Genomic DNA, 15,326 nt, shown 5'->3' with positions numbered 1-15,326 from the left:
GCACCTGGCAGACTCGCTCGGATGACGGACGTTTTCAGCGCGGGCGTGCTGGTGTACCGCCGGGGCGAGGCCGGGATCGAAGTACTGCTCGGGCACATGGGCGGGCCGCTGTGGGCGAAGAAGGACGCGTCGGCGTGGTCGATTCCCAAGGGCGAGTATGTGGCCGAGGAGGAGTCCGCGCGCGATGCCGCCCGGCGCGAGTTCACCGAGGAGCTCGGGCTGCCGGTGCCGGAGGGCGAGTGGACTGAACTCGGCGAGGTGAGTTACCGCAGCGGGACCAAGCGCAAGTTCCTCACCGTGTGGGCGGTCGAGGGTGATCTCGACCCGGCCGAGGTCGTGCCGGGCACCTTCGAGATGGAGTGGCCGCCGAGGTCGGGCCGGGTCACGGAATTTCCCGAGATCGACCGAGCGGACTGGTTCGACCCCGCCACCGCGGCGGAAAAACTCGGCAAAGGCCAGCGGCCCTTCCTCACCCGCCTCACCGATCAGCTGGACTGAGATCGGAGTAGATTTCGACTATGCCCACTGACCTGCAGCTGAAGATCACGAACAGAGTCCACCGCGCGCTGCTCACGGTAAGCTGCGGGCGCCTCGGCAACTCGTTCTTCGGGATGCCGTCGCTGCAACTCACCACGATCGGCCGCAAATCCGGTGAACCGCGCAAGGTCATGCTGACCGCGCCGATCATCGACGGCGACACGATCGTGATCGTCGCCTCGCGCGCCGGCGATCCCACCCACCCGGCCTGGTTCATGAACCTGCGGGACAACCCGAACGTCGAGGTGGCGTTGCGCAACGGCCCCGAGCGCCCGATGACAGCCCATGTAGCCACCTCCGACGAACGCGCGACATTGTGGCCGCGGGTCACCTCGTCCTACCATGGATACGCCGACTACCAGACCAAAACCACCCGCGAGATCCCCCTGGTCCTGCTCACGCCGAGGAGCTGAGCCCCACCCGGAACTCGGTCGGGCTGGTGCCACGCAACCGCTTGAACGCCGCACTGAAACCGAAGGCATCGGAATAGCCGACGGTCGTGGCCACCTGTGCGACGCTGCGCGCGGGATCGGCGAGTAGTTCCTCGGCCTCGGCCATGCGCCATTCCGTGAGGTAGGCCAGCGGGGGTTCGCCCATCACCTCGGTGAACCGCCGGGCGAACAGGGCGCGCGAGACCGCCGCCTCGGTGGCCAGGCTCGCCACGGTCCAGCGGTCGAACGGTCTGTCGTGAATGGCCGACAGCGCCGGGCCGACCACCGGATCCGACATTCCCCGATACCAGGCCGGGGCGCAGTGCTGCTGTTCGGCGAGCCAACTGCGCAGTGTGCAGACCAATGCCCAGTCCAGCAGCCGGTCCATCAGCGCCTGCGAGCCCGCGCTCAGCCGGACGGCATCAGCGGCGGATCGCTCCAGCCACAGACATGTTTCGGCGTCTTCGTGGACCACCATCACCTGCGGTAGCGCCCGCAACAGGCGTTCGTGGCGGCGACCGGCTGCCCGGTAGGCGCCGACGAGAAGCGAAGTCTCCTCGGGCGCTCCGGTTGTCGACGGCGTCACGATCAGTTCCGGTGTCGCGCAACTGATATCGGCGGGCCCGAAGCCGTCGGGCACGAAACAGGACAGCTCGTAGCGCGTATGGGGTCGATCGAGCGCGGCGGCGGGGTCGGCCAGGTGGAACGGTTCACCCGCCTGCACCAGCGCGGTGTCGCCGGCCACCAGGCAACTCCGTGACCCGTCGGGGAGAACCAGCGTGCCGCCGCCGCGCAGCACCGTCACCATGATCAGCGGGGCGCGGTCGGCGAAGCGAATCGTCCACGGCGGGCGCAGCACGGTATGGGCCACGATCGACCCCTCGGCACGAATGCCACTCAGCAATGAACTCAGGGGATCCACGCCACCAGCGTAGACGAATTCCTATCGAGTGGAGATGATCACCCATAGATCGTCCACATGATTCGCGGTTGACTCAATGGACCGGGCCGACCAGCCCGCACCATGATCGAACAGGAGCTCCCCGTGCCGCAGTCTGTCGCCACCACGACCGAAACCGCCGAACTCGTCACCCCCGGATCGAGCGTCGCCGACTCCGTCACCCCGGGCGCGACAGCGCTCGTGGTGCTCGGTCACCACCGCTCCGACTCGCTGTCGGCCCATGTCGCCGACCGCGCCGTCGGCCGTCTCACCGCCGCCGGGTACACGGTGGACTTCCTCGATCTGCATGCCGAGAATTTCGACCCGAGGATGGCCGTGGCCGACCAGCCCGAGTGGGGCAATCGCGACAAGGTCTACTCCCCCACCGCCGAGGCGCACATGCGGCGACTGCTGGCCGCCGATGTCGTGGTCGTCGTGTTCCCGGTCTACTGGCAGAGTGTGCCCGCTTTGCTCAAGGGCTGGATCGATGCCGTCTGGAACTACGGTTTCGCCTACGGTCGCAGCAAGCCGCGACTGGCGGGCAAGCGCATCCTGTGGCTCGGATTGGCCGGCGCGACAGCCGATGACGCGATCGTCCCCGGTATGCAGCAGCTGCTGGAAGCCCAGCTCAACGAGGGCTTGGCCTACTACAGCGGTTTCGCGGATTCCCGGGTCGGCCTGCTTCCCGATGCCGAGGAGCAGCCCCAAAGTCTCGACGCCGAGGGCAATCTCGTGATCGGCGAGGCGATCAGCGGAGACGCGCGGACCACCCACTACGCCGCCTTCGACGCCAAGGCTGAGGGCTTCGTCGACGCACTGCTCAGCGCGAGTCGCGTCGCCGCCTGAACCGACCGTTCGGCCGACCGGGAACCTGCTCCGGTCGGCCGAACACGGCGAGGGGGCCCGACCTGCCCGGGGTGTCTCGGCAGCAGCTCAGCTCAGAGCCCGGTGAGCGTGCGGCGCAGCACGCCGTAAAGCTCTGTGGGCGTGCCGGATTCGACCGCCGCCCGGTCTATCAGATCGAGGGCGGCGGCGGTGAACTCGTCGCTCTGGACCTGGACGAAGTCGGCGGGGGTGTCGATGCCGGGCGCCTGCGCGGCGAGCATCGTGGCCATGGCGTGCAGGAACGGCGTCATCAACTCGGCCAGGCGCGCCGCGGAGCCGCCGGTGGTGCGGACCATCGCACCGCCCTGTCCGAACGCGGCGAACATGGCGTACATGCCGCCGAGGATCGACACGTCGTACATCGCCGCGGCACCGAGATCGTCGCCGACGAATTCGGCCCGGCCGAACAGTTCCAGCACCGACCGGTAGCGCTCGACTGCCGCGGTCGCGCCGCTGTAGAGCACGAAGGCGCCGGGCCCGCCGATCATCGCGGGCACCGCCATGATGCCGCCGTCGACCAACTCGATTCCGCGGGCTTCGGCCCACGCGCCCAGCGACCGCGCCTGCTCGGGCGTGGTGGTCGTCAGGTTCACCACCGTGCGCCCCCGCAACCGGGCGGCAGCGGGCTCGAGGTGCTCGCGGACCGCGGCATCGTCGAGCACACACAGGATCACCAGATCGGCCGCGGCCATCGCCTCGGCAGAACTCGCCGCCACCTTCGCGCCGTCGGTCACCAGCGCTTCGGCACGCGCCGGGGTGCGGTTCCACACGGTCACCTCATGGCCGCCCGCCAGCAGAGCCTTGGCAAGCGCGGTGCCCATCGCGCCGAGGCCGATCAACGAAACATGTTGTGCTGCTGCCGAATCAGTCACGATTCCCCTTGTTCTAGAGCCTTTCACCGCCGATCGGCAGCGCCCTCCTAGATTCGTGGGTTACGGTGGACTCCACAAGTACCGACTATCAAGTGCAATACTCACCAAAAAGTAAGTGAGGCGAGCATGAAGCAGCGAGAGCGCCCGTATTCCTGCGGTATCGATGCCGCGCTCGACGTCGTCGGCGGCAAGTGGAAAGCGCTGATCCTGTGGGCGCTGTCCACCGGCACTCAACGCTTCGGCGACCTGAAACGCCTGGTCCCAGGCGTGACGGAGAAGATGCTGATCCAGCAGCTGCGCGAACTCGAGCACGACGGCATCGTCCACCGCGAGGTCTACGCGCAGGTACCCCCGAAAGTCGAGTACTCGCTCACCGAACGCGGACTCTCACTCAACGGCGCACTGTCCACCCTCGGCGCCTGGGGCAACGAGAACATGGTGCATATCTGCGCAGTCAAGGGCGTAGACGCACCCGTGCACTGACGCGACATCCCCGGTCAGAAGTAGTGCGGCGCCGCAACATCGACCGGCGCCGCCTCGGGTCAAGCCTGGATCCCGGTCCATTTCTGGCCGGTGATGCGCTCGAAAGCCTCTTCGTACTTGCGGCGAGTGCCTTCGACGACCTCGGCGGGGATCTCCGGGCCCGGGTATTCCTTGTTCCAGCCGGTGGAGGTCGACCAGTCGCGCACGAACTGCTTGTCGAAGGAGCTCTGGGCGCGGCCCGGCTCCCACTCGTCGGCAGGCCAGAAGCGCGAGGAGTCCGAGGTCAGCACCTCGTCCCCGAGGGTGAGCACATCACCGTCCCAGCCGAATTCGACTTTCGTATCGGCGACGATCACGCCCGCCTTCGCCGCGTGCTCGGCCCCGCGCGAGTAGATCTCGAGGGTCAGATCGCGCAGCTTCTCGGCGACCTCACGGCCCTCCTGGTTCACCACATCGGCGAAGCTGATCGCCTCGTCGTGCCCCTCGGAAGCCTTGGTCGACGGCGTGAAGATCGGCTCGGGCAGCTTGTCGCCGTCGCGCAGACCCGCGGGCAGCGCGATCCCCGACACCGTCCCCGACCGCTCGTACTCCTTGAGCCCCGACCCGGTCAGATACCCGCGCGCGATGCACTCGACAGCCAGCATCTTCAGCGGCTTCACCCGAATCCCACGCCCCGCGAACTCCGCGGGCACATCGGTCGCCGAGATCACATGATTCGGAATCCCCGTGAAGTACTCGAACCACCAGTTCGACAGCTGCGTCAGCAACGCGCCCTTGTCCGGAATCGGCGTCGGCAGCACCACGTCGTAGACCGAAACCCGGTCCGACGCGACGAGCAGCAGGGTGTCGCCGTCCTCGTAGAGGTCGCGAACTTTCCCGGCGTGCACATGCTTCAACGTCGAGCCTCCGAATCTCCGGTGCGGTACCTGCGGGTTTCCCCGAACTCTACCGGCCCACCTGTTGCCGCTCTCATGCCTACCGGCCCACCCGTCGCCGGAAACTCGTGAGCGGGCGCCGACGGCAAGTGGCATTGTGGACGCCGAACTACCGTGCCGTGTTCGTCGACGACGAAGGAGATCAATGTCCGCCCCGAATCTCACCCGCGACCAGGCGGTCGAACGCGCGGCCGTGGTGGCCGTGCAGAACTACCGGATCGAACTCGACCTCACCGATCAGCCGCGCGGAGCGGGGTCCGAGGTGTCGGACACCTTCGGATCGAAGACCACTGTCAGTTTCACCGCCACCCCTGGTGCGAGCACCTACATCGATCTGGTGGCGCAGCGAGTGCGGTCGGCGGCGCTCAACGGGGTCTCACTCGATGTGAGCGCCTATGACGAGTCGACCGGCATCGCGTTGCCGGGGCTGGCCGAGAACAACGAACTGGTCGTCGAGGCCGATTGCGAGTACTCACATACCGGTGAGGGCCTGCACCGGTTCGTCGATCCGACCGACGACAAGGTGTACCTGTACTCGCAGTTCGAGACCGCTGATGCCAAGCGGATGTTCGCCTGCTTCGATCAGCCCGATCTCAAGGCCACCTTCGACATCGTCGCCACCGCGCCCGCGGACTGGGCCGTCATCTCCAACGGTGCCGATATCGAGCAGCACGAGATCGGCGCGGTCGTGCGCCACACCTTCGCCACCACCCCGCGGATGAGCACCTACCTGGTCGCCCTGATCGCGGGCCCGTACGCGAAGTGGTCCGACACCTTCACCGACGCGAGCGGCGAGATTCCGCTCGGCCTGTACTGCCGCGCCTCGCTGGCCGACCACATGGACGCCGAGCGGCTGTTCACCGAGACCAAGCAGGGTTTCGAGTTCTACCACAACAACTTCGGCGTGCCGTACGCCTTCGGCAAGTACGACCAGCTGTTCGTGCCGGAGTTCAACGCGGGCGCGATGGAGAACGCGGGCGCCGTCACTTACCTCGAGGACTACGTGTTCCGGTCCAAGGTGACCCGCGCGTCCTACGAGCGTCGTGCCGAGACCGTGCTGCACGAGATGGCGCACATGTGGTTCGGCGACCTGGTCACCATGAAGTGGTGGGACGACCTGTGGTTGAACGAGTCGTTCGCGACCTTCGCCTCGGTGCTGTGCCAGGCCGAGGCCACCGAATACACCAGCGCCTGGACCACTTTCGCGAATGTGGAGAAGTCCTGGGCCTACCGCCAGGACCAACTGCCCTCGACCCACCCGATCGCCGCCGACATCCCCGACCTGCACGCGGTGGAGGTGAACTTCGACGGCATCACCTATGCCAAGGGCGCTTCGGTGCTCAAGCAGCTGGTCGCCTACGTGGGGCTGCAGCCGTTCCTGGCCGGTCTGCGCGACTACTTCGCCGATCATGCCTACGGCAACGCCACTTTCGACGATCTGCTCGCGGCGCTGGAGAAGGCGTCGGGGCGTGACCTGTCGGACTGGGGCACGCAGTGGCTCAAGACCACCGGGCTCAACATCCTTCGCCCCGATTTCGTCGTCGCGGCCGATGGCACGTTCTCGAGCTTCGCGGTCGTGCAGGAAGGCGCCACGCCGGGCGCGGGCGAGTACCGCGTGCACCGGATCGCCGTGGGTATCTACGACGATGTCGACGGCAAGCTGGTGCGTACCAAGCGAGTCGAACTCGATCTCGACGCCGCCGGGCGCACCGAGGTGCCCGAGCTCGTCGGCGTGCCGCGCGGTGCGCTGGTGCTGGTCAACGACGACGACCTCACCTACTGCTCGCTGCGCCTCGACCCCGACTCGCTCGACGTGGTCGTGCAGCGCGTCGGTGACATCGCCGATTCGCTGCCGCGCACGCTGGCTTGGTCGGCGGCCTGGGAGATGACCCGTCAGGCCGAGATGAAGGCCCGCGATTTCGTCGCCCTCGTGCAGCGCGGAATCGGCTCCGAATCCGAGATCGGAGTGGTGCAGCGGCTGCTCATGCAGGCCAACACCGCCATCTCGAGCTACGCCGACCCGGCGTGGGCCGACCAGGAGGGCTGGGCGGCATACGCCGACCGGCTGCTCGAGCTGGCCCGCGGCGCCGAGGCGGGTTCGGATCACCAGCTCGCCTTCGTCAACGCATTGACCGGAGCGAAGCTGGAAACGCGCCACACCGAGGTGCTGACCCAGCTGCTCGACGCCGACCCGGCGGCGGCCGGTCTGCCCGGTCTCACCGTCGACACCGACCTGCGCTGGCGCGTCATCACCGCGCTGGCCGCGGCGGGTCGGATCGACGCCGACGGTCCGGCCTCCCCGACCATCGACGCCGAACTGCAGGGCGATCCGACCGCGGCGGGCAAGCGTCAGGCGGCCACCGCGGCCACCGCGCGCCCGATCGCCGAGGTCAAGGCACAGGCGTGGGACACGGTGATGGGCGACGACTCGGTGCCCAACATCACCGCCCGCGCCATCGTCGGCGGGTTCGCCCCCGCCGGTCAGGGTGACGTGCTCGCGCCGTACGTGGACAAGTACTTCGCCGAGATCCCCGCGGTGTGGGACCGCCGCTCGAGCGAGGTCGCGCAGACCGTCGTGATCGGCCTGTACCCGCACTGGGCGATCACCGAGGAAGCGGTCACCAAGGCCGACGAGTTCCTGGCAGGCGACCACCCGCCCGCCCTGTACCGCCTCGTCTCCGAGGGCCGAGCGGGCATCGAACGTTCCCTGCGCGCACGGGAATTCGACGCCAAGTAGCTCGACCGAAGGGCCCGGTGCGCGATGTCGCCGCACCGGGCCCTTGCCCTGTCCGGAACCCCGCGCCCTGCGCTGGACGATCTTGCTGCTGTGAGCAGATCTGCTGGGGGCAGCAACGGCGGCGCGCGGGGGTGGGCGCGAGGCACCGTGGACTCATGGCACACGACGACAAGACCCCGATGTTCAGCTGGCGAGCCCGCGAACAACTGTTCGGCCGCCGAATCCTCGTCCTCGACGGCCCCCTCGACGACGACAACGGCACCCTGCTCATCACCCAATTACTCACCCTCGCAGCACAATCCCCGGAAGCCGGAATATCGCTGTGGATCCACTCCCCCGGCGGTTCGGTTCCCTCGATGCTGGCGATCCGCGATGTGATGCGGCTCGTTCCCTGCGAGGTCTCCACGCTGGCTCTCGGATTGGCATGCAGCGCAGGACAATTCCTGCTCTCCTCCGGAACGCCGGGTAAGCGCTACGCCCTGCCCCACGCCCGCGTCCTCATGCACCAGGGGTCGGCGGGAATCGGCGGCAGCGCGGTGGAGGTGGAGGTGCAGGCCGACGATCTGCGCCACACCGTCGACACGGTGCTCGGCCTCATCGCCGCCGACACCGGCCAACCCTTCGACCGCATCTACGAGGACTCGCTGCACGACCGCTGGTTCACCGCGCCCCAGGCACTCGAGTACGGATTCATCGACCACATCGTCGAATCCTTCGACCAGGTCGTTCCGAACCGTCACCACATCGGGATCACCGCATGAGAGCCGGTCCCCGAAACACCATCGTCAGGAAGGCGAGCTCATGACCTACACCATTCCCAATGTCGTGTCGCAGCATCGCGGCGGCGGTGAGCGGATCACCGACATCTACTCGCACCTGCTCAGCGAACGCATCGTCTACCTGGGCACCCCCATCGACTCCGGCGTCGCCAACGCGCTCATCGCCCAGCTGCTGCATCTGGAATCCGACAGCCCCGGCCAGGCGATCAGCCTCTACATCAACTGCGAAGGCGGCGACCTGTCCGCCATGCTGGCCGTGTACGACACCATGCGATTCATCAAGGCGCCGGTGCACACCACCTGCGTCGGCCAGGCAATCGCCGTCGGTGCCGTCCTGCTCGCCGGCGGCGCGCCCGGCCACCGCGCGATGCTCCCGCACACTCGAATCGTGTTGCACCAACCGGCGACTCGCGGCCAGGGCACCATTCCCGACCTGATCCTGCAGGCCGACGAGATCGTCCGGATGCGCGCGGCGATCGAGGCGATCCTGTCCAAGCACACCGGCCAGACCCCGGAAACCCTGCGCCGCGACACCGATCGGGACCGGGTCTTCACCGCCGAGACCGCGCTCGAATACGGCTTGGTCGACCAGGTCCTGCATGAGCGCGAGTGATCGCCCGCTGCGCCGACCACGCCGGGCACCCGAGTGGTGGTTACCTCACTGCTTTTCGATGCGGTCCAGGTACACGCGGCGGGCGTTGTCGTCGACGCGAGTGATCGCGGCGTCGTCGTGGGCCGCCTTGCGCAAGGCCCGCATCACCGGCTCCGGCACGAGACCGGACGCGTTGGCCAGCGCGCCGACATACCCGGGCACCGCGGTCTCGGCCGCGCGGGTCCTGACCGTGCGGACCACGGCGGCGGCGATGTCTTCGGGGTCGACGGCGGGCAGGATGCCGTAGTCGATACCGGAGCTGAGTTCGGTGCGCACCGCGGACGGGAGGACCGCGCTCACACTCACTCCGGTGGCGTCCATCTCCAGCCTGGTGGCGGCGGTCAGGCCGACCACCGCGTACTTGCTGGCGTTGTACACGGCCAACCCCTTGATCGGGAACTTGCCCGCCAGCGAGGCCACGTTCACGACGTGGCCGTAGCCGCGCGCGACCATCGCGGGCAGGGCTAGGCGCATGCCGTGGATGACGCCGTAGACGTTGACGTCCATGGTGAGCTGGTCGATGCGGTCGGACTGGTCGAGGAACGGGCCGTTCGGCATCACGCCCGCGTTGTTCACCAGCACGTCCAGCGGGCCGCGCCACTGGGCAGTCGCATCGAGAAACGCCGCGTAGGAGGCCTTGTCGGTGACGTCGAGCGCGTGGCCGATCGCGTGGTCGCCGATCTCGGCGGCGGCCTGCACGGCCAGCGCTTCGTCGAGGTCACCGAGCGCGACGTACGCGCCTTGCTCGACAAAGGCTTTGGCCGTGGCGAGTCCGATGCCGCGCGCGGCGCCGGTGATCGCGATGGTGGCGCCTTCGAGGTCGATCCGGGGGTAGCTCATGTCGTGGCCTCTCGTCGGTTGTCGGCGCGGGCGCTCATGCGGGCACCGTCGCGTCGTGGGTGATGGTGAAGTCGGTGGGGTCGAACGCACTGACGCGGGTGGTGAGCTCACCGGTCGACCAGGGCCAGCTGAAACTGTTGCGGCCGTTGGCATCCATGTAATAACTGTGGCAGCCGCCCGCGTTGTAGACGGTGCTCGCCAGCGCGGTTTGCACCTGGTCGACGTAGCGCGCCTGCACTTCGGGACGCACATCCAGCCCCGCCCAGCCTTCGCGCCGGGCGCTCTCGATCGCCGAGACGAGGAAGGCGACCTGGGCTTCGAGGATGGCGAACGCCGAGGAGTGGCCGGTGCCGAGGCTGGGGCCGAGCACGGTGAACGCGTTGGGGAAACCGGTGGTGACGGTGCCGAGGTAGGCCTCGGGCGAGCCCTGCCAATGCTCGGCCAGCGTGCGGCCGTCGGCGCTGCGGACGATGTCGGACAGGGGGGTGTCGAGGATGTGGAAGCCGGTACCGAGGATGACGGCGTCGACCTCGGCGGTGGTGCCGTCGACACCGACCACGGTGTTGCCACGGAATTCGGCGACCCCGGTGGCGTGCACGTCGACGTTGCTCTTGGTCAGCGACTGGAGATAGCTGTTGGAGAAGAGGATTCGCTTGCAGCCGAGCAGGTAGTCCGGCCGCAGCTTCGCCCGCAGTGCCGGATCACGCACCACGGCACGCAGATACGCCGAACCCACGGCCTGCACGGTCTGCATCAGCGGTCGCGGATGCCGGAACGCCACCCCGAGACCTTCCATCAGGGCGTACTCGGTCGAGCGCAAGGCCTTGTGCGCGAACGGGAATCGGCGCATCACCTTCTTCTCGAAGCCGGGTACGCGGTGATCGAGTTTCGGCAGCACCCACTGCGCGGTGCGCTGGAACAGGTGCAGTTCGGCGACCTCGGGCTGGATCGCGGGCACGAACTGCACCGCGGACGCACCGGACCCGACCACCGCGACCCGCTTGCCACGCAGGTCGTAATCGTGGTTCCAGCGCGCGGAATGGAAGACCTCGCCGGGGAATTCGGCCAGACCCGGAATCTCGGGCAGGCGCGGTTCGTTCCACGGACCGGCGGCCGAGACGACGAAACGGGCGCTCAGCGGGCCTTCGCTGGTTTCCAGCCGCCACAGCTGCGCGGCATCGTCGAACCGCGAACCCTCGACCGTCACGCCGAAGCGGGTGTGCTCGGCCAGCCCGTGCTCGCGCGCCACCCGGTCGACGTAGTCGAGGATCTCGGGTTGGGTCGCGAACAGCCGCGACCACTCACTGTTCGGCGCGAAGGAGAACGAGTACAGGCCGGACGGAACATCGCACGCGCAGCCGGGGTAGGTGTTGGCCCGCCAGGTGCCGCCGAAGGTTTCGGCTTTCTCGACGATCACCACATCCTCGACCCCGGCCTCGATCAACTTGATCGCGGCACAGATGCCGGACACTCCCGCTCCGATCACAACGACCTCGTGGTGGCGGCTCATACGATTTCTCCTTCGAACTAAACGAGCGGCGCGCCGATCACGGCGCGAGTAGATACGGAACCGACTACCTGGCACGAGGGCCGACGCAGCGACGGCGTCGGCCGACCCGACCCCGAGTCGGGAACGCGCTGCGTGGTCGTCGACCGCTACCGAGAGCTCTCGGAAGGCGCTTCGCGAAAGGGCGATTCACGCGAGTCTGCCCGCGGGACCGCGCAGCGCATCGGCGACTCGGGTCGCCATAGCGCGGCGGGCAGCGGCGAGGGTGGCCGGGCGGCGGGCCGAATCCATGAAGTTCGGTCCCATGGCGGCGAGTTCTTCCGGGCCGGGTTCGACGCGGATCACCCGGGTGCCCGCGGCGCGCAGCAGGGCCACTTCTCGGTCGAGGCCGCGGGTCATCTGTGTGCGGAGCAGACGTTCGACCCGGTCAAGGCCGGTGGCCGGTGCGCCGCCCTCGGACGTCATCGGGGCGATCACCACCACCTCGTCGAGTTCCAGCGGCACCAGCAGATCGGCCGACACCGACGACACCGAACCACCGTCGACGTAGTCGTTGCCGCCGATCCGCACCGGGGGGAACCACCCGGGGATGGCCCAGGACGCGGCGATCGCGTCACCCAGTTCGACCGGCTCCGCACCGGCAGCGCCCGATGTCCCGGCCGTCACGATGCCATCGGCCGTTTCGTTCGCGCCGAAGGCGACTCGCGCGCCCGTCGCCGCGTCGGCGCCGACCACCCAGGTCGCGGGGTGACTCACCCAGCCGCTCGGCCCACTCAGCGCCTGACCGAAGGAACGCAACCATCCGGCGTCACCGCGGCCGCGCGGCAGGAGGCCGGCCAGCGCGGTGTAGGGCGAGCGAGCGCGCAGACCGGCGCCGACCAGACCGAGGCCGGGGAATCCGAGCCCGGGGAGCGGGGGAATTTTGCCGGGGTCGACGGCGACGTGCGCGGCCAGGATCGGGTCGGCGTCGGGAGCCGCGTCGAGGGCGGCGAGCAGGTCGGCGGGGGTGCGCCCGGAGCCGAGCGCCGCCACGAGTTCCGCGCCCGCGGAGGTGCCGATCAAGACATCGGCGGTGCGGGTGTCCCAGTTCATCGCGCGTTCGACGGCGTCGAGGGCTACGGCGGTCCAGGCGAAGCCGAGGAGGCCACCACAGCCGATCGCTAAGCCACGTCGTGTTGTCATATTTCGAATACTAACGGTATTTGAATTCCAGCGGTAGTCCATCTTGCTAAACTCCTGCCCATGGCCAGGATGACGCGCAAGGAGTCGCACGCTCTCACGCGTGAACGACTGGTCGAGACCGCCAAGCGACTGTTCATGGCCGACGGCTACAACGTGACCCCGCTGGAGAAGGTGGCCACCGAGGCCGGGTTCTCCAAGGGCGCGGTGTACTCCAACTTCGCGACCAAGCACGAATTGGGCCTGGCCGTGATCGACGTCGTCCACGTCGAGCGCGCGCAGTCGCTCGTGGACGCGATGCTGCCGCACGACAACATGGCGGAGCGGATCGAAGGTTTCGCGCGGTGGGCCGACGAGAACATCGGTGATGTCGGCTGGACCGCGCTGGAAGTCGAGTTCGCGACGAGCACCCGGCACATGCCCGAGATCCGCACCGAGCTCGCCGATCGCCGACGCACCCTGACGGCGATGCTCGCGTCCGTGATCCAGACACAGGCCGACCAGCTCGGCCTCGAACTCCCGATTGCCGCGGAAGATGCCGCGCTGCAACTACTCTCGCTCGGTATCGGCCTCGGCGTACAACGCGCGATCGACCCCGAGCTCCCCGTGAGCGCGATCGTCGATCTACTCCGCAGCCAGATCGCCGCCGCCCGGACGAGCACGTCGGTGGACAGCTGATCGCCAGGGCGTCACGCGAACATCGCCCGAGCGCGAAGGCCGGTTGATCGGCCGGCGAGTCAGGTGGATCAGGCCGCGAGCAGGACGGCGTTCGGGGCCAGCGCGATAGGAGCGGAGCTCGAGGGGGCGATCTGGCGTTGCCCGCCCAGCACGACCGCGCGCGTCGGCACGAGGGCGTGCCTGCGCATGGATTCGGCTACCTGCGCGACTAGATCCCCCAGCGAGGTACCGAGGGCGCCGGCCAGGGCCGCGATCATCTCGCTCGATGGCTCCTTGCGCCCGCGCTCGACCTCGGAGAGGTACTGCGGCGAGATGCCCGCGCGCCCCGCCGTATCGACAAGGGTGGAGCGCTGTTCCAAGCGCAGCGCGCGCAGCCGTTCACCCAGCGCCTCACGCCAGAGTGGTTCCGGCCGCGACTGCTGTTCGCCGCGTCCGCCTGGAATCACCCGCAACCCGCTGTGCTCGCCCATACTCCGAGCGTAAGGATGCCCGGACCGAAACACCCGGCTCTTCTGCTCTGGGCGTAACCGAAGGAACAAGGGGCCCGCCCTGATCTGGACTGAGTGGAGGGTGCGACGAAGGAGTACCCGGAGGGAGGGAAGATCAGGGGCCCGAAGGGCCCCGCTCGAGCGCGCCAGCGCTCCAAAGATTCAGCGGGTGATGCCGAAGCGGGTGTCTGCCCAGCCGAGCGCGTCGGCGAAGGACGCGGAGACGATCTCGCTGTGGTCGACGTCGTCGTATTTGCGGTAGTCGACCGACTCGCCCCGCCCCTGTTGCTCGGCGACCATCGCGTCGGTCGCCTGCAGCGGGACAGTGAGGTCGGAACGGCCCTGGAGCACGAGAACCGGGACGGTGAATCGCAGGCCGCTCGGGTCGTTGTCGTCGAGTACTCGCAACAGTCCGGAGACATCGCCGTCGGCGGTGAACACATCCTTCGGCGACAGGCCGCCCCACTTGTCCTTGTCGCGCAGCCCGCCGGTGCATTCGGAGTCGGCGACCGGCAGCAGGGACTGCGCACGGCCGGTGAGGAACCGGGCGGGGTCCACATCGGTCACCGTCTGGGCGCCGCGCACCAGCAGCGGCAGGTACACCGACACATCGCCGGTACCGAGCTTGCCCAGCGGATTCGACGCCGCCCACTTCGCCATGCGCACCTGGTCGCCGAGGTGCGAGGCGGGCGCCAGCGCGATGGCGCCGAGCAGGGGTGTGTTCGGCGTCCACCCCGCGGCGTCGACGGCGGCGAACAGGGCCGCGTGGCCACCCTGCGAATGCCCCATCGCCACCCAGCGCGAGCCGACGGATTTGTCGACGTCCCTTGCCGCCGTAGCCATATCGGCCATCGCGCGCTGCTCGGTTTCGCCGATCATGTACCCGTGACCGCCCGGTGTCCCCAGGCCCTGGTAGTCGGTCCTGGCGACCGCGTACCCCTTGGCCACCCAGCGGGCTTGTTCGTCCCGGCTCGGGGACGATCCTTCCGAGCGCGAGGCCGCGCAGACATCGGCGACTCCGGTACTACCGGGCCCCCAGGAAATGAGCGGCCAACCACCCTCGGGCGCAGCCCCTTCCGGCACCGCGAGCGTCCCCGACACCGCGACGGGCTTCTCCTGCGCGTCCAGCGACCGGTACAACGTGAGGTAGTTGCGGGCGCCGGGCACCGCCTGCGGACCGGTGAGCGACTGCGCGCGGATCACCGAACCGCGCTGTCCCGGAATCGATTCCGCACCGGGGTTGTAGAACGCGGAAAGCGGTGCGGCCGAGGCGAATTCGGCGGGCCGACTGTCCTGGGCGCAGGCCGATGCGAACAGCGCGAGGCACCCCGCCGCGATCACCCGAGCAATACGTGTGTGCAAGTTTCCCCCGATACGCCGACG

Annotated in this window: 16 protein-coding genes; 8 read left to right on the top strand and 8 right to left on the bottom strand. The window is 68.4% G+C overall.

Translation table 11 applies throughout. The annotated features are described in order from the left end of the window. Positions 1–21 precede the first annotated feature (21 nt). Positions 22–498 (top strand): NUDIX hydrolase, encoded by a 477-nt coding sequence (locus tag NS1_RS15225; protein WP_062985222.1) that lies wholly within the window; start codon positions 22–24, stop codon positions 496–498. Positions 499–518: 20 nt separating this feature from the next. Then, complete coding sequence (locus NS1_RS15220) at positions 519–950, top strand: nitroreductase/quinone reductase family protein (protein ID WP_062985220.1); 432 nt, start codon at positions 519–521, stop codon at positions 948–950. Here NS1_RS15220 and NS1_RS15215 read toward each other — a convergent pair. After that, a complete protein-coding gene (locus NS1_RS15215; RefSeq protein WP_062985219.1) occupies positions 934–1,890 on the bottom strand; it encodes an AraC family transcriptional regulator in 957 nt (318 codons plus the stop codon). The genes NS1_RS15220 and NS1_RS15215 overlap by 17 nt on opposite strands. A 123-nt stretch (positions 1,891–2,013) precedes the next feature. Here NS1_RS15215 and NS1_RS15210 point away from each other — a divergent pair, with 123 nt between their 5' ends. After that, positions 2,014–2,754, top strand: coding sequence for an NAD(P)H oxidoreductase (locus NS1_RS15210; protein WP_255284540.1), 741 nt, complete (start codon positions 2,014–2,016; stop codon positions 2,752–2,754). A 92-nt stretch (positions 2,755–2,846) separates the two neighbouring features. Here NS1_RS15210 and NS1_RS15205 read toward each other — a convergent pair whose 3' ends face one another. Next, positions 2,847–3,665: an NAD(P)-dependent oxidoreductase gene (locus NS1_RS15205; RefSeq protein ID WP_084503740.1), complete on the bottom strand. Its 819-nt coding sequence runs from the start codon at positions 3,663–3,665 to the stop codon at positions 2,847–2,849. Positions 3,666–3,791: 126 nt separating this feature from the next. Here NS1_RS15205 and NS1_RS15200 point away from each other — a divergent pair, with 126 nt between their 5' ends. Further along, positions 3,792–4,148 (top strand): winged helix-turn-helix transcriptional regulator, encoded by a 357-nt coding sequence (locus NS1_RS15200; protein WP_056821537.1) that lies wholly within the window; start codon positions 3,792–3,794, stop codon positions 4,146–4,148. Positions 4,149–4,207: 59 nt separating this feature from the next. On the opposite strand, the gene NS1_RS15195 is transcribed toward NS1_RS15200, so the two are convergent. Beyond that, the gene (locus tag NS1_RS15195; protein ID WP_062985217.1) at positions 4,208–5,044 is read right to left on the bottom strand and encodes a phosphoribosylaminoimidazolesuccinocarboxamide synthase; all 837 of its coding nucleotides are present in this window, start codon (positions 5,042–5,044) and stop codon (positions 4,208–4,210) included. A gap of 184 nt (positions 5,045–5,228) precedes the next feature. On the opposite strand from NS1_RS15195, the gene pepN reads away from it, so the two are divergent. From pepN to NS1_RS15180, 3 genes are all read left to right on the top strand, one after another. Continuing rightward, positions 5,229–7,820, top strand: a complete 2,592-nt coding sequence (gene pepN, locus NS1_RS15190) for an aminopeptidase N (RefSeq protein WP_062985216.1) — start codon at positions 5,229–5,231, stop codon at positions 7,818–7,820. A gap of 155 nt (positions 7,821–7,975) precedes the next feature. Further along, positions 7,976–8,581 carry a ClpP family protease gene (locus NS1_RS15185; protein ID WP_062985215.1) on the top strand — a complete coding sequence of 202 codons (606 nt, stop codon included), beginning with the start codon at positions 7,976–7,978 and terminating at the stop codon, positions 8,579–8,581. Positions 8,582–8,621: 40 nt separating this feature from the next. Beyond that, positions 8,622–9,212, top strand: a complete 591-nt coding sequence (locus NS1_RS15180; RefSeq protein ID WP_056821542.1) for a ClpP family protease — start codon at positions 8,622–8,624, stop codon at positions 9,210–9,212. A gap of 45 nt (positions 9,213–9,257) precedes the next feature. Here NS1_RS15180 and NS1_RS15175 read toward each other — a convergent pair whose 3' ends face one another. The 3 genes from NS1_RS15175 to NS1_RS15165 form a co-directional block, all read right to left on the bottom strand. Beyond that, positions 9,258–10,091 (bottom strand): SDR family oxidoreductase, encoded by an 834-nt coding sequence (locus tag NS1_RS15175; RefSeq protein ID WP_062985213.1) that lies wholly within the window; start codon positions 10,089–10,091, stop codon positions 9,258–9,260. 34 nt (positions 10,092–10,125) lie between these two features. Then, entirely contained in the window at positions 10,126–11,601 is a 1,476-nt protein-coding gene (locus tag NS1_RS15170; RefSeq protein WP_062985212.1) for a flavin-containing monooxygenase, read from the bottom strand. A 186-nt stretch (positions 11,602–11,787) separates the two neighbouring features. Further along, entirely contained in the window at positions 11,788–12,780 is a 993-nt protein-coding gene (locus NS1_RS15165; RefSeq protein WP_062985210.1) for a patatin-like phospholipase family protein, read from the bottom strand. Between the two features lie 60 nt (positions 12,781–12,840). On the opposite strand from NS1_RS15165, the gene NS1_RS15160 reads away from it, so the two are divergent. Next, positions 12,841–13,455 carry a TetR/AcrR family transcriptional regulator gene (locus NS1_RS15160; protein ID WP_062985208.1) on the top strand — a complete coding sequence of 205 codons (615 nt, stop codon included), beginning with the start codon at positions 12,841–12,843 and terminating at the stop codon, positions 13,453–13,455. Positions 13,456–13,523: 68 nt separating this feature from the next. Here the strand turns inward: NS1_RS15160 and NS1_RS15155 are convergent, their stop codons facing one another. After that, the gene (locus tag NS1_RS15155; protein WP_063816150.1) at positions 13,524–13,925 is read right to left on the bottom strand and encodes a helix-turn-helix domain-containing protein; all 402 of its coding nucleotides are present in this window, start codon (positions 13,923–13,925) and stop codon (positions 13,524–13,526) included. Positions 13,926–14,105: 180 nt separating this feature from the next. After that, entirely contained in the window at positions 14,106–15,305 is a 1,200-nt protein-coding gene (locus tag NS1_RS15150) for an alpha/beta hydrolase family protein (protein WP_169812782.1), read from the bottom strand. Positions 15,306–15,326: the final 21 nt, after the last annotated feature.

Origin of the sequence: Nocardia salmonicida NBRC 13393, from assembly GCF_001613085.1 — a bacterium.
GTDB classification, from domain to species: Bacteria; Actinomycetota; Actinomycetes; order Mycobacteriales; family Mycobacteriaceae; genus Nocardia; species Nocardia salmonicida.
Note: the sequence above shows the minus strand (reverse complement) of the source record. Positions and strands in the feature narration are given on the sequence as shown.

Coding starts and splice junctions, on each gene's coding strand:
- NS1_RS15160 (WP_062985208.1), top strand. CDS start 12,841: ATGGCCAGGATGACGCGCAAGGAGTCGCACGCTCTCACGCGTGAACGA.
- pepN (WP_062985216.1), top strand. CDS start 5,229: ATGTCCGCCCCGAATCTCACCCGCGACCAGGCGGTCGAACGCGCGGCC.
- NS1_RS15200 (WP_056821537.1), top strand. CDS start 3,792: ATGAAGCAGCGAGAGCGCCCGTATTCCTGCGGTATCGATGCCGCGCTC.
- NS1_RS15180 (WP_056821542.1), top strand. CDS start 8,622: ATGACCTACACCATTCCCAATGTCGTGTCGCAGCATCGCGGCGGCGGT.
- NS1_RS15185 (WP_062985215.1), top strand. CDS start 7,976: ATGGCACACGACGACAAGACCCCGATGTTCAGCTGGCGAGCCCGCGAA.
- NS1_RS15175 (WP_062985213.1), bottom strand. CDS start 10,091: ATGAGCTACCCCCGGATCGACCTCGAAGGCGCCACCATCGCGATCACC.
- NS1_RS15170 (WP_062985212.1), bottom strand. CDS start 11,601: ATGAGCCGCCACCACGAGGTCGTTGTGATCGGAGCGGGAGTGTCCGGC.
- NS1_RS15225 (WP_062985222.1), top strand. CDS start 22: ATGACGGACGTTTTCAGCGCGGGCGTGCTGGTGTACCGCCGGGGCGAG.
- NS1_RS15155 (WP_063816150.1), bottom strand. CDS start 13,925: ATGGGCGAGCACAGCGGGTTGCGGGTGATTCCAGGCGGACGCGGCGAA.
- NS1_RS15165 (WP_062985210.1), bottom strand. CDS start 12,780: ATGACAACACGACGTGGCTTAGCGATCGGCTGTGGTGGCCTCCTCGGC.
- NS1_RS15220 (WP_062985220.1), top strand. CDS start 519: ATGCCCACTGACCTGCAGCTGAAGATCACGAACAGAGTCCACCGCGCG.